We start from the raw sequence: 13,068 nt of genomic DNA, 5'->3' as shown, positions 1-13,068 counted from the left end.
GTCGCGCCGCGTCGGGACCGAAACGCACGAACTCACTGGTGCAGCCAGACTGCACTCAGAGATCGGGTCACCTTCGTGCCGTCGGGTGGCAGGGAACTCGCGTTCATCAGGTACCGACCCAAGACGACACCTCACAACCGGTGGCACAGGTCTACCGTGAGGATATGACGGATGAGAACAACCAGAAGCAGCAGAGCGGCAAGTCCATGTCAGGGGCCGGAGGCAGTCCCGTGTACGGCTTGGGTGTCATCGGCGCATGGGTTTACTTCTGGACGCATTCGGACACCCCGCGCGATCGCGCGGTCGGTCTGCTCAAGGGCACGGTGTGGCCGGCGTTCCTGGTGTACGGGGCCTTTTCGGCTCTGGCCGGCAAGGCCCCCTCACAATCGATCGGCGATTCCGCGAAGGACTGATGTTCGTACGGAACAGCGATGCGGGACCCGTTGTGAGGACACCGCCGTCGCACTGAGTTCCTGACGATCGCTCTCTGACCGGGAGTCGCTTCGGGCATTGGCCCTCGTGCGGATCAAACCCGGTCGACCGGATAGGGGTAGCCGGTCAGCGTCGATGTCCTCCGCGCCTGATCAGTGCCTGAAACGCCATGCACGAAAACCCTGATTCGGCCCAGTAATCGGTCGTGGCCAGCCGGGGATTGAGCAGCGAGGTCCGGTGGTATACGGCCCACTCCCATTCGTACGCGCCATTCGATCGAATCCCTCAGCAGATGCCGATGATGCTGAAGTTCTCGCGGACGCCGGCGTTCGCCCCATCCTGGACCGCGAGCTGCACTACGGTGCCGCCCGACTGGCTCGAATGGCGCACGATCGACGTACCAGCGGCGGCTGAGGTCGTTGCGGTGATCGCGCAATTGGCCATTGACTGCGGGAACCCGATTCTCGGAAATGCCAACGCTCCCTCTCCCTGCGAGCTCACACCGGGGCTCCCCGCGAGGATTACCGGGTTGGCCGCGTTGTACTGCACCTTCGCGAAAAACACCTTGGTCTGGAGCTGAGCGTTGCCGACGCTGTTCGGCGCGAGGTCGTCCTGGGTGATGGTGGCGTTAGCGATCTTGGCCGAGTTGACGGCATTATCCGCGATCTTCGGCGTGGTCACCGAGTTCGCGGCGATCTTGGCCGTCGTGACGGCCTCGTCGGCGATCTTCGTTGTCGTCACCGCGTTGTCCGCGATCTTCGGATCCGGATACTCCCCGGTCAGGTCGCCGCCGGCGGGGCCGTCGGTGCGGCGGTCTTGGCCGACAGCACGGACAGTCCCGGAGCACGGGCCGTGATGGCTTTGTTCGCCTGGTTGCGGGCGATCGTCTTGACCTTCGACTTGGAGACCGCCGCAGTGGTGGCCGGGGCCGGCTCCCTTGGCTCTGGGTTGAGGCGACGGGTGCCCCCAGGCTAGATCCGCATTCTCGCGGGCGGCTAGCCTTACCCCCCCCCCCCCCCCCCCCCCCCCCCCCGGGGGGCCCGCCCCTCGTTTGGTTGGGGGGGGGGGGGTGGTACGAGGTGATCCGTTTCGGCGTGGTGCCGGGCCTGATCCTCAGAGAACCGACTCACCGACTGACTCTGGAGCTCATCGCGATGACCGCTGTTCCCAGTGACCTGCCCGCGGCGGCCCGGCCCCGTCCCTCCTTCCGGCCCCCCCCCCTTCCCTGCCCCGGCCTCCTTCGGGTCCCCCCGGGCGGTTGCCCCCGGGGGAGGGCGCGCTGTGCGACAAGATATTCCGGCGAATCCGCGATCTTGGTTCCCTGATGCCGGAGCACACTGCTTGAAGACTTAACGGATCGTGGTCGGAGCGATTCCCGGCCTATGCTCACGAGGTTCACGGAACGATCTCGCGTACAGCCGGGGAATTGCACATGGCCGTAGACTTGTACCGCTAAACCAAAGGGAGGCTCACATGGCGACGTTGGATCGGATCACCCGTGATCCTGCGGTCATGGGCGGGCGTCCCTGCATCCGCGGGATGAGGGTGACGGTGGGCATGATCGTGGGACAGATCGGTTCGGGAGTGACAATCGACGGTCTGCTGTCCGACTACCCCTACCTTGAGCGTGAAGACGTTCTTCAGGCACTCCGGTACGCCGCCTGGCTGGCCGAGGAGCGGGAGATCGAGCTCGAAACGGCATGAGGTTCATCGTTGACATGAACCTTTCTCCACGGTGGGTTGATTGGCTGCGCGACGCCGGGTTGGATGCCGAGCATTGGTCGGAAATCGGTGAAGCAACGGATGCCGACGTGGTGATCATGCAGACTGCCAGGCACCGCGACGCTGTCGTTCTGACCAATGACCTGGACTTCGGTTCCATGCTGGCCTCATCGGGCGCCGCCGGCCCGAGCGTCGTCCAGCTTCGCGGTGGTGATCTGCGGCCTGAGGCGTTGGCGCCGATGCTGATCTCAACCGTCGCGCAGATGGCCAGCGAGCTGGAATCAGGAGCCTTGATCACGCTAGAGCCGGGTCGACAGCGGGTGCGGGTACTGCCCTTCATCGGAGAGTAGGCAGGGCTGCGGTCGTGCTCCAGTCCGGACGTGGCTGATGACATCACCCAACCCCAGCACCCTTTCGGCGGCGAGTGCCTCCACGTCTCAAGGGGATTTCTCATTTTGCCAAGAGGACGTTTGACGCGGTGAGAAGACCGACCCGAGGGCGATCTCCAAGGGCATCAGGCGCGAGTGACGCAAGATATTCCGGCGAGCTTGCGCTGTGCGTCAATCCTCCCCACGGTCCAGCCCACCCTTCCCGGCGTTCCCCCTGGTCAGGTCGGTATTCCGGCTCGGTTGCACCCGTTTCGGTTCGCCGGGCATCTTCGGATAGTCCGGGGGATAGGCCATTTCCTCCCCGTCGTACAGCTCCAGAGCCGGTGTCAGGTCGAAGGCCTGCCCCCACCGATCTGCATGAACGTCGCCGACCTCAGCCAGGCGGCCGGGCACGGTGGCGATAGTCCAGTCACCGGGATCGGTCTCTGGCACTTCGTTCCAGGTCAGGGGAGTGGACACCGGGGCCAGGGGCCGCGGCCGGACCGAGAAGGCACTGGCGATCGTGCGGTCCCGGGCGTTCTGGTTGTAGTCGAGGAATATCCGCTCGCCGCGGTTCTCCTTCCACCACTCGACGGTGACCAATTCCGGGGCCCGCCGTGCCATCTCGCGGCCGATCCCGATGGCAGCGTGCCGCACATCGATGAAGTCCCAGCGGGGCTCGATCGGTACGAAGACGTGCAGTCCACGTCCACCGGAGGTCTTCGGCCAGCCCTGCATCCCGAGTTCGTCGAGGATGTCGCGAAGTACTGCGGCCGCGGCCACCGCGTCGTGGAAGTCGGTGCCGGGCTGTGGGTCGAGATCGAGCCGCAGCTCATCGGGGTGGTCCACGTCGGGCGCGGTCACGGCCCAGGGATGGAACACGATCGCGCCGAGGTTCGCGCACCATACGATCACCGCCTGCTCGGTCGGGGTGATTTCGTCGGCGGTGCGGCCCGAGGGGAAAGCGATCTCGTGGCTCTTGATCCAGTCGGGAGCGTGCGTCGGCACGCGCTTCTGGTAGAACGCTTCGCCGGGCCCGACGCGCCGTCCGCGCTGCGCCATCTTCACGTCGGGCTGAACGCCGTCGGGCCAGCGCTCCAAAGCTGTGGGCCGGTCCAGCAGGTAGGGGAGCATGAACGGCGCGACGGTGGCGTAATACGAGACCACGTCGAGTTTCGTATACCCAGGCTCAGGGAAGTAGATCTTGTCCGGGTTGGACACGCGCACCTCGCGGCCAGCCACCTCCAGGAACGTCTCCTTGGCCGCCATCAGCGCACCTCGCCGGCCAGGACCGCCGAAACGTCAAAGCGCACCGGTTGTTCGAGTTGCTCGTACGTGCAACTGCTCGGCTCACGGTCCGGCCGCCAGCGCACGAACGACGCCACGTGCCGGAAGCGATCACCCTGCATGTGGTCGTACTTCACCTCCGCGACCAGCACCGGCTTGAGCGGGTGGAAGCCCATGTCCTTCTTGCCCGTCCACCGCGACTGCATCCCGGGGACCCGCTGGCCGTCGCCGGCCCAGCGCCACGGGTGGTCGTCGTCGGGGCCCACTTCGATCGACGCAAGTTCCTTGGCCAGCGCGATGCGGTTGTCCCGGGTGAAGGATCCGGCCGCGCCGACGTTGTGCAGTACGCCGTCATCGTCGTAGAGCCCGAGCAGCAGCGCCCCCAGCATCTCGGAGCCGTCCGGCGCGGTGTTCTTGTAGGGCCGCCAGCCGGCGACCACCACGTCCGCGGTGCGTATGTGCTTCACCTTGAGCATGGTCCGTTTGCCGGGGGTGTATGGCGCATCGGCGGGTTTGCACACCACCCCGTCCAGGCCGGCACCTTCGAAGAGGTCGAACCACTCGCGGGCCACAGCGGGGTCGTCGGTGATGGGGGTGAGGTGCATCTGCGGTGGCATGGCGAGCGACTCCAGCATCTCCCGGCGCTGCACGAAGGGTTCTTGACTCACGTCCTCGCCGTCGCGTCGCAACAGGTCGAACGCCACGTAGCGCGCGGGGGTCTGCTCGCTGAGTTCCTTGATCTTCCAGCCGCCCGCCTCCGACCGTGGCCGAATCCGGTTGCTCAGCAGGTCGAACTCCAGCCCCGTGTCACCGACGATCACCAGTTCGCCGTCCAGCGTGGTCCCGGGGGACAGGCCTTGCGCCACGGCCACCACCTCCGGGAACAGATAGGAGAAGTCCTCCTCCTTGCGGCTCTGCAGAACCACCGAATCCCCGTCACGGAAGATCAGGCACCGGAAGCCGTCCCACTTCGGCTCGTACAGCAATCCCGGGGTGTCCGGGAGCTGATCGCCGACGGCCTTGGCCAGCATCGGCGCGATCACGGGATGGCCCACAGCGCATACGTTCCCTCGTCGTCCTGGTGGACGTGCCTCGCGACGGCCTCGCGCCACATCCCCGCCGTCACCAGAGAACCGGTGCCGCCGATGTGGTTGGACGTGCTCAGCGCCAATTCGTCGACCAGCCCCTGCTCCAGCAGTGCTGTGAAAAGGTGCGGGCCCCCTTCGCACAGGATCCGCGGGTACTGCTCCTTGACCGCCGCCAGGTCCGTCCCGTCCACCGTGCGCGCACCCTCGATGTCCGGCACGTTGCCGCTGGCCGACACCATGATGAGCACCGGAGGATCGGGGTTGTCGCGTAGGACCTCCCACTCGGGTTTGATGCTGATCTGCTTGTAGTTCTCGATCCGGGCGGTGCCGGCCCCGACGAGCACCGCGTCGCAGCCCGCGCGAAGCATGTGGAAGATGCGGCGGTCCTCCTGGCTGCTGAGCGTGCCGGACTTGCCGTCGGGACCCTGTATGTGCCCGTCCATACTCGTCACGAAGTTGACCCGCATGCTGCGCTGCGGCCACGCGTAGGCTTCCCAGAGGTGCTCATCGTCCATCGCACCATCTGACCACTGCTCGGGGCCCGCCGTCGACCCGGAGCGCCGCGGGGGAATGCCCTCCCCGTCGAACGTCGTGGAGCGTGCCAACCCCGGACCTGCATCCTCCCCGCTCGCCGGCCAGCGCGTAGATTCCTGACGTGGCCAAGAGTCTGTGCGAAATCGTGCCCGACGTGGCCGCGCAGGATCTCGTGGCCGGGCTGGTCCCGCCACCGCACTTCGGGCAGGTGAGCTTCGACTCATACCGTCCGGATCCCTACTACTCCAGTCAGGCGGCAGCGGTCGCCGGCGCCCGCGCCTTCGTGGCCGCGGCCGGCCAGCCCAGGCGCCGCGGATGGCTGCGCCGGGCGGCTCCCGCCGAGGCACGTCCCGGCATCTACTTCGACGGCGGCTTCGGGGTGGGCAAGACCCACCTGCTGGCCTCGATCTGGCACGCCACGGAGGGGTCGAAGGCCTTCGGCACGTTCGTCGAGTACACACATCTCGTTGGGGCTTTGGGTTTTGCAGGAGCGGTCGAGGCACTGTCCAGCCTGTCCCTGGTGTGCATCGACGAGTTCGAACTCGACGATCCCGGCGACACGGTGCTGATGAGTTCGCTGCTCATGGCACTCACCGAGCGCGGTGTCCGACTCGCCGCGACCTCCAACACGCTGCCTGACGCCCTCGGCGAGGGCAGGTTCGCCGCCGACGACTTCCTGCGCGAGATCCAAGGGCTTTCGGCGCACTTCGACGTGATCCGCATCGACGGTGTGGACTACCGGCATCGTGGCGTGCCGACTGCGCCGCCTGCCCGCGCCGAAGACGAGGTGTTCGCACTCGTGTCAGCCACCCCGGGCGCAACTTTCGACCGGTTCGACGCCGTGTGTGAGCACCTCTCCCGCGTGCACCCGTCGAAGTACGCACGCCTTGTGGACGGGATACCGCTGGTCGGCCTCACCGGTGTGCATCAGCTGATCACGCAGGACGTGGCCCTGCGCCTCGTGGTGCTGGTCGACCGCCTCTACGACAACGACGTCCCGGTGGCCGCCGCGGGGGAGTCACTCGGCGCGATCTTCAGCCCGGAGATGCTCAGGGGCGGCTATCGCAAGAAGTACTTCCGCTCGTTGTCACGACTGTCGGCGCTGGCGCAGTTGGTGGGCGACCGCTCACGGATGTGAGGCACGGGTCCGGCCCGTGGTGGCCAGCAGGTCCTCGTGCAGCTCGAACCAGATCGCGTGGCACGAATCGAGGCCCACCTCGTCGATCCACCGCACCTCGCCGTCGCGGGCCAGTGCGATGGCTGACTCCAGACGCTTCGAGTAGCCGTCGAACCTCGCCAAGGACCCGCGCAGCTGGTCGCACGCCGGAACCACCCTGCGCACGAGGGAGCCGAGGTCGGCGATCACACGATCGTCCCACCGGAAATCCGTATGGTCGTTGATCGCCAACGGGTCCGCCTGCGTGGGCCGGACCTGCCACCGGGTGACAGTCTCTTGGAAACGGGAGTTGACCGGCTCGAAGTGGGCGTGGGCGCTCTCGACGACGCCCCGCGCACCCGCGGCATCGAGTTCGTCGCGCAGCATCTGCTCGCCTGCCCGCCGACCGGCATCGGTGAGGCTCCACCCACCTGATCCCGCGAAACGACTGTGTTTTATCCAGCCGACGGCCTCGAAGTCGAGCAGCAGTTCCGAGGTGGTTTCCCGATCCAGGCCGAATCGTGCAGCCACGGCCTCGGACTCTGCCACGCCGAGCAGGCGCACCGCGTGCACGGTGAGCAGTTCGACCGGCGACGGCCGGCTCATTCCTGGTCGGCGAGCCAGGCGGCGCCGACGCGTTGCTCCTTGTTCAGGTACTTGCTGATCCACTCCGCGGCGAACTTCTCGATCCGCCCACCGAGGAACGGCACCGTGCACTTGATCGGACCCTTGGTCTCCACCGCGGTCCCGCCGTTCTGCGGTCGCAGCGTGATGGTGCCCCCGAAGCTCATCGGCTGGCCGTCGAAGTCCAGGGTGAACTGCGCCTCCCGCGAGCCGTCCTCGGCGGCCGGTCCCCACGTCTGGGTCTCATCCAGCGGGATGGTGTCACCCAGGAACCTCTTGACGAAGCCGGGCACCTTGGCCGGCATGACTCGGCGGTTGTGGATGCGGTACTCGTCACCGTCGGATTCGACGCTGGCCGACACGTCCAACGAGCCGCTCTGGGTGCTCTTGTGGACGATGAACTCCTCGTCGGCGAGCATGGCGAACACGGTCTCGGGCGGCGCCTCGTAGAACTGCACCTCGTCGATCTGAGCGGGCATAGACCCGATCCTGCCCTATGCGGCGGTCACTGGCGTGTATCGGCGCAGATCAGCCAGCGACGCCAGCGCGCTCCAGGATCGCGGCCACATCCTGTGCGCCGAGATCGACGACACCGTAGGTGCCCGCGGACTGCCGCAGCCGGGTGGCGATGAAGGCGTCGGACACGGCACTGGGGGCGTGCTGCACCAACAGGGCTGACTGCAGCAGCAGCACCATCCGCTCGGCCAGCCAGCGCGCGCGGGCGGGTGCCCCGGCCGGGTTCTGGGCCAGCGCGTTGAGCACGTCGCGCAACTGCGTGTCGAAAGCCTCGTCGCATCCGGCCGCCGGCGCCAGTGCCTGCAGGTAGGCGTCCAGGCTCTCCGGATTGCGAGCGATCGCGCGCAACAGGTCCAGGGCGTTGACGTTGCCCGAACCCTCCCAGATCGAGTTCACCGGCGCCTCGCGGTACAGCCGCGGCATTCCGGTCTCCTCGACGTAGCCGACGCCCCCGAGGCACTCCATCGCCTCGAACGTCAGCCCCGGCGCCCGCTTGCACACGTAGTACTTCGACATGGGCAAGGCGATGCGGCGCAGCGCGGCCTGCTCACTGGAACCGGCCTGGGAGGCGTCCACGGCGTGGGCGAGGCGCAGGCCCAGCCACGTGGCTGCCTCCACCTCAAGCGCCATGTCCGCCAGGACCTGCCGCATCAGCGGTTGGTCTATCAGGGTCGCTCCGAAGGCCTCCCGATGGCCGGCGTGCCACACCGCTTCGGACAGCGCCTTGCGCATCAGCGCCGTCGAGCCCAGAACCGTGTCCAGCCGGGTGGCCGACACCATCTCCACGATCGTGCGCACCCCGCGGCCCTCGTCGCCGAGACGCTGCGCCCACGTGCCATCGAACTCGATCTCGCTGGAGGCGTTCGACCGGTTGCCGAGTTTGTCCTTCAACCGCTGGATCTCGAAGACGTTGCGCGTGCCATCGGGCAGCACCCTCGGCACGATGAAGCTGGTCAGGCCGCCCGGTGCCTGGGCCAGGACGAGGAACACGTCGCTCATCGGCGCGGAGCAGAACCACTTGTGCCCGGTGAGCACATAGTGATCACCGACTTCGGCGGCGACCGTGGTGTTCGTGCGCACGTCCGAGCCGCCCTGCTTCTCGGTCATGGCCATGCCTGCGATCAACCCTCGCTTGTCCGCTGGCGTGCGCAGCCCGAAGTCGTATTCGCGGCTGGCCAGACCGGACTCCCACACGGCCGCCCGGGCGGGATCGACGCGCAGTGCGGGGATCGAGGCATAGGTCATCGAGATCGGGCACCCGTGACCGGCTTCGGCCTGTGACCAGGTGAGGAAGCCAGCGGCGCGCTTGACATGTGCGGCCTTGTCGTCGGCGCTCCAGGGGGCGGCGTGCAGACCGTGCCGGACGGCCACGGTCATCAGTTCGTGCCACGACGGGTGGAACTCGACCTCGTCGATCCGGTTGCCGTACCGGTCATGGGTCCGCAGCACCGGCGCGTACTCGTTGGCCAGACGGCCCCATTCGCGGGCCTGTTCCGAACCGGCCAGGGCGCCGAGTTCCAGCAGGTCGGGATCACCGGGATCGCCCCCGAAAGCAGCAACCGCCTCGCGCAGGGCGTCGTCGTCGGCGAAGGCGTTGTGGACCAGCATCGGGGGCTGGTTCGTGACAGTGTGCGTGCTCACCCCTCCACCGTAGACCCGCCGGATGCCTCGCCGGATCATGATGCGAATGCACGCGTGAGTGCGGCACACTGCCGGACGTGACCCTGTCCGACGAACAACTGCTCGATGTGCTGGTGCCCTGGTTGCGCAGCCGTCGTTGGTTCGCCGCGAAGGACGCCCGTCTCACCGACCCGCAGGTCCTTTCACGGGTGCCGCTGAGCAGCGGGGAACAGGTGATCCTGGCCGTGACAGCGAACGGCCTGCCGCAGGTGTACCAGGTGCCGGTCCTGTTCGCGGATCGTCGACATGCCGACAGCCTCATCGGCCGGGTCGGCCACGGTTTCGTCCACGACGGGCTGGCCCATGCCGAGGTGGTGCAGGCGCTGTTGGCGGCAGGTGAGCAAACCCCGATCAGCGCCGCCGTCGTGGGCGAGCAGCCGCTGGTGACCCGATGGCTGCGGGCGCCCGATCATCTCGGCACGTACCACCTTCTGTCGGTGGAGCAGAGCAACACCTCGGGGATCTTCGGCGACGAGGTCTTCGTGAAGTTCTTCCGGCTGCTGACCCCCGGACCCAACCCGGACATCGAGGTCCAGGCCGCCCTGTCACACGTGGGATGCCCGAACATCGGCGAGGTGCTCGGGTGGGTGGCCGGCACGTGGCGGGATTTACGGACAGGCGAGGCCGTCACCGGCGACCTCGCCCTCGTGCAGCGGTACTACCCGGGGTCTGTGGACGGTTGGCATCTGGTACATCAGGCGGAGGGATTCGGACCGGAGTCGTACGCGCTGGGTGCGGCCGTCGCGCGGGTCCACCAGGACCTGGTGCAGGCATTCGGAGTGCGCACAGTCGCGGCGTCCGAACTGGCGGCACGGATGGCCGCGCGCCTGGCTTTGGCGGTGCAGACCGTGCCGCAGATGCAGCAGATGGCGGGCCCGTTGCACGAGGTCATCGATCGCGTCGCGGGCCTGGCCGATGTGCGGGTCCAGAGGGTCCACGGCGATCTGCACCTGGGCCAGGTTCTGCACACCGACGATGGGTGGCTGGTGCTCGACTTCGAAGGTGAGCCCGGCGGGCCGGCCGAGTCACGTCGGGTCTTCGACCACCCGTTGCGTGACGTCGCGGCAATGATCAGGTCGTACGCCTACGTCGCGGGGGAGAGCGGCCGCCGGTGGCGACAGGCGCAGGATCAGTTCCTCGCGGGGTACACCGCCGCTGGGGGTGCCGATCCGGCAGCGCACTCCGTCCTCTTCACGGCGTATCTGGTGGACAAGGCCGCCTACGAGGCCGTGTACGAGCAGCGCAACCGACCGGACTGGGTGGGGATCCCGCTGGCGGGACTAGCGGATCTGGCAGGGCTTCAGCGCTGATTCCAGCCGTACTCCGGGTAGGACATCGGGGGCGCGGACACGTCGGTGAGGGCCTGTTCTATCTGCACCGGGATCTCCAGTTCTTCGCTGGCCAGGGCTGTGCGCAGTTGTGCGACCGTACGAGCCCCGACGAGCGCCGCCGTCACGCCCGGGCGGTCGCGGAGCCAGGCCAACGCCACCTCCGAGGGACTGACCCCCAGTCCTTCGGCCGCGGTTGCGGTGGCATCGGCGATGCGACGGGCCGCGTCAGTGAGATACGGCTGGACGAAACTGGCGAAAGCGGGATTGCCGGCGCGGGAGTCCGCGGGGATCCCCGAGCGGTACTTGCCCGTCAGCACCCCGCGACCAAGTGCCGACCAAGCGATCATGCCCATCCCGTGGGCCCGCAGGGCGGGCACGACCTCCCGCTCGACCCCGCGCTGCAGCAGGGAGTACTCCACCTGGGTGGACACCGGGACCACCCGCCCCGGCACGGCACGCTGCCAGGTCGCCACGTGGGCGGTCTGCCAGCCCGCGTAGTTGCTGACGCCGACGTAGCGGACCTTGCCGCTGGTCACGGCATGGTCCACGGCCGCCAGTGTCTCTTCAATGGGGGTCAACGGATCCCACGCGTGCAACTGCCACAAGTCGACGTGGTCGACGCCGAGCCGGCGCAGTGAGCCGTCGAGGCTGTTGAGCAGGTGGCCGCGGGAGGCGTCGAAACGACGCTGCGTCGTTGGCCGGGACACGGCCTTGGTCGCCAGCACGACCGCATCCCGCCTGCCGCTGTCGACCAGGAGCCGACCGAGGATCTTCTCGGACTCACCGTCGGCGTAGACATCGGCGGTGTCCACCAGCGTGCCGCCCTCGCCCAGGAACAGGTCGAGCAACTCCGAGGCCTCGTGCTCGTCGGTGTCCCGTCCCCAGGTCATGGTGCCCAGCGCGATGCGGCTCACCTGCAGGCCGCTGCGGCCGACCGATCGGATCTCCACGTGCAAACCGTAGCCGAGAGGGACGTCGATGCTGCGGGTCTCGCGACGGTCGGGGTGGGATTCGTGTCCGGTGGGTCCGGTTGATCGCCCCATGCCCCATGGGCGCGCGCGGCATTTGTACCGGGGAGAGGTACGGACATCGGGGAGACATTCTGCACGGTTGGATCGCTCCCCGGTGTCCGGATCGCTCCCGGGTAGGGCTGAGCCCCGCGACCGCGGGGAACCACCGCCACCGGGGGCTCCCGGGTTTCCGGATCGCTCCGGGGTAGCGGCCGGGACCCACGCACCCGGCCCCCGTGGGCCCACAGCCACGGCCGCGTTAGGCTCCGGCCATGAAACTTGGAGTGAATCTGGGGTACTGGGGCGCCGGCAACGACGCAGACAACCTGGCACTGGCACGGGAGGCCGATCGCCTCGGGTACGCGGTGGCTTGGGTGGCCGAGGCGTACGGGTCCGACGCGCCGACGGTGCTGGCCTGGGTGGCTGCCCAGACCGAGCAGATCGACATCGGTAGCGCGGTCTTCCAGATCCCCGGGCGCACCCCGGCCAATTGCGCGATGACGGCGGCCACCCTGGACACGCTGTCCGGGGGCCGTTTCCGCCTCGGTCTGGGCGTCTCCGGCCCGCAGGTGTCCGAGGGCTGGCACGGAGTGCGCTTCGACAAGCCCCTGGCCCGCACCCGGGAGTACACCGAGATCGTCGGCAAGGCCTTGCGCCGCGAACGCCTGCAGTACGACGGCGAGTTCTTCACCCTCCCGCTGCCCGACGGGCCCGGCAAGGCACTGACACTGACCGTGCACCCGGTCCGCGAGCACATCCCCACGTACCTCGCCGCGATCGGGCCGAAGAACCTCGAACTCACCGGCGAAATGTTCGACGGCTGGTTGGCCATCTTCTACAGCCCCGAGTACGCCCCGGAACTGCTCAGCCACGTCGAGGCTGGCAGGCAGAAGGTGGGCAAGACCCTCGAGGGCTTCGACGTGGTCCCCACCGTGCCAGTCGTGTTCGGCGACGATCTCGAGGCCTGCGCCATGCCGGTGCGCGCCTACTCGGCGTTGTACATCGGCGGCATGGGAAGCCGGGAGAAGAACTTCTACAACCGCCTGGCCTGCCGCATGGGTTACGAAGAAGCCGCCATCGACATCCAGGACAAATACTTGTCAAAGGACCAGCTCGGGGCGATGGCAGCGGTCCCGCTGGACTTCATCGACAAGACCGCCCTGATCGGTCCGCCGGAACGGGTCCGGGACCGCCTGCAGGCCTACGCGGACGCCGGCGTGACGACACTGACGGTCGCCACGTACGCGGGCAGCCTGGAAGAGCGCCTGCAGACCCTGCGGACAATGGCAGAGGTGGTCGAAGCCGCCGGGCTGGCCTGAT

General features: G+C 67.8%; 14 protein-coding genes. 6 read left to right on the top strand and 8 right to left on the bottom strand.

The features are described from left to right. The first annotated feature begins 206 nt into the window (after positions 1-206). Entirely contained in the window at positions 207-413 is a 207-nt protein-coding gene (locus IPG68_09520; GenBank protein ID MBK6763477.1) for a hypothetical protein, read from the top strand. 304 nt (positions 414-717) lie between these two features. Here IPG68_09520 and IPG68_09515 read toward each other — a convergent pair whose 3' ends face one another. Beyond that, the gene (locus IPG68_09515; protein MBK6763476.1) at positions 718-1,173 is read right to left on the bottom strand and encodes a hypothetical protein; all 456 of its coding nucleotides are present in this window, start codon (positions 1,171-1,173) and stop codon (positions 718-720) included. A gap of 732 nt (positions 1,174-1,905) precedes the next feature. On the opposite strand from IPG68_09515, the gene IPG68_09510 reads away from it, so the two are divergent. Both IPG68_09510 and IPG68_09505 read left to right on the top strand, forming a co-directional pair. Beyond that, the gene (locus tag IPG68_09510; GenBank protein MBK6763475.1) at positions 1,906-2,136 is read left to right on the top strand and encodes a DUF433 domain-containing protein; all 231 of its coding nucleotides are present in this window, start codon (positions 1,906-1,908) and stop codon (positions 2,134-2,136) included. Continuing rightward, complete coding sequence (locus IPG68_09505) at positions 2,133-2,504, top strand: DUF5615 family PIN-like protein (GenBank protein MBK6763474.1); 372 nt, start codon at positions 2,133-2,135, stop codon at positions 2,502-2,504. Before IPG68_09510 ends, IPG68_09505 begins: the two co-directional genes overlap by 4 nt. 210 nt (positions 2,505-2,714) lie before the next feature. On the opposite strand, the gene ligD is transcribed toward IPG68_09505, so the two are convergent. From ligD to IPG68_09490, 3 genes are read right to left on the bottom strand one after another with little or no spacing between them, the layout of a single operon-like run. After that, entirely contained in the window at positions 2,715-3,791 is a 1,077-nt protein-coding gene (gene ligD / locus IPG68_09500; protein MBK6763473.1) for a non-homologous end-joining DNA ligase, read from the bottom strand. After that, positions 3,791-4,840 carry an ATP-dependent DNA ligase gene (locus tag IPG68_09495; GenBank protein MBK6763472.1) on the bottom strand — a complete coding sequence of 350 codons (1,050 nt, stop codon included), beginning with the start codon at positions 4,838-4,840 and terminating at the stop codon, positions 3,791-3,793. Before IPG68_09495 ends, ligD begins: the two co-directional genes overlap by 1 nt. 8 nt (positions 4,841-4,848) lie before the next feature. Then, positions 4,849-5,412, bottom strand: a complete 564-nt coding sequence (locus IPG68_09490) for a dihydrofolate reductase family protein (protein MBK6763471.1) — start codon at positions 5,410-5,412, stop codon at positions 4,849-4,851. Positions 5,413-5,543: 131 nt separating this feature from the next. Between IPG68_09490 and zapE the strand changes: the two genes are divergently transcribed. Then, positions 5,544-6,569, top strand: coding sequence for a cell division protein ZapE (gene zapE, locus IPG68_09485; protein MBK6763470.1), 1,026 nt, complete (start codon positions 5,544-5,546; stop codon positions 6,567-6,569). Here zapE and IPG68_09480 read toward each other — a convergent pair. From IPG68_09480 to IPG68_09470, 3 genes are read right to left on the bottom strand one after another with little or no spacing between them, the layout of a single operon-like run. Then, positions 6,558-7,193 (bottom strand): transcriptional regulator, encoded by a 636-nt coding sequence (locus IPG68_09480; protein ID MBK6763469.1) that lies wholly within the window; start codon positions 7,191-7,193, stop codon positions 6,558-6,560. The genes zapE and IPG68_09480 overlap by 12 nt on opposite strands. After that, the gene (locus IPG68_09475; GenBank protein MBK6763468.1) at positions 7,190-7,690 is read right to left on the bottom strand and encodes a DUF2505 domain-containing protein; all 501 of its coding nucleotides are present in this window, start codon (positions 7,688-7,690) and stop codon (positions 7,190-7,192) included. The genes IPG68_09480 and IPG68_09475 overlap by 4 nt, the downstream gene beginning before the upstream one ends. 49 nt (positions 7,691-7,739) lie before the next feature. Then, the gene (locus tag IPG68_09470; protein ID MBK6763467.1) at positions 7,740-9,407 is read right to left on the bottom strand and encodes an acyl-CoA dehydrogenase family protein; all 1,668 of its coding nucleotides are present in this window, start codon (positions 9,405-9,407) and stop codon (positions 7,740-7,742) included. Between the two features lie 38 nt (positions 9,408-9,445). Between IPG68_09470 and IPG68_09465 the strand changes: the two genes are divergently transcribed. Next, on the top strand, positions 9,446-10,717 hold the full coding sequence (locus IPG68_09465) for a phosphotransferase (protein MBK6763466.1): 1,272 nt from the start codon (positions 9,446-9,448) through the stop codon (positions 10,715-10,717). Here IPG68_09465 and IPG68_09460 read toward each other — a convergent pair. Continuing rightward, positions 10,708-11,688, bottom strand: a complete 981-nt coding sequence (locus IPG68_09460; protein MBK6763465.1) for an aldo/keto reductase — start codon at positions 11,686-11,688, stop codon at positions 10,708-10,710. The two genes, IPG68_09465 and IPG68_09460, sit on opposite strands and share 10 nt — an antisense overlap. 332 nt (positions 11,689-12,020) lie before the next feature. Between IPG68_09460 and IPG68_09455 the strand changes: the two genes are divergently transcribed. Continuing rightward, the gene (locus IPG68_09455; GenBank protein ID MBK6763464.1) at positions 12,021-13,067 is read left to right on the top strand and encodes an LLM class F420-dependent oxidoreductase; all 1,047 of its coding nucleotides are present in this window, start codon (positions 12,021-12,023) and stop codon (positions 13,065-13,067) included. Position 13,068 lies beyond the last annotated feature (1 nt).

Source organism: Micrococcales bacterium (genome assembly GCA_016703125.1).
GTDB lineage: Bacteria > Actinomycetota > Actinomycetes > S36-B12 > UBA10799 > JADKAV01.
Note: the sequence above shows the minus strand (reverse complement) of the source record. Positions and strands in the feature narration are given on the sequence as shown.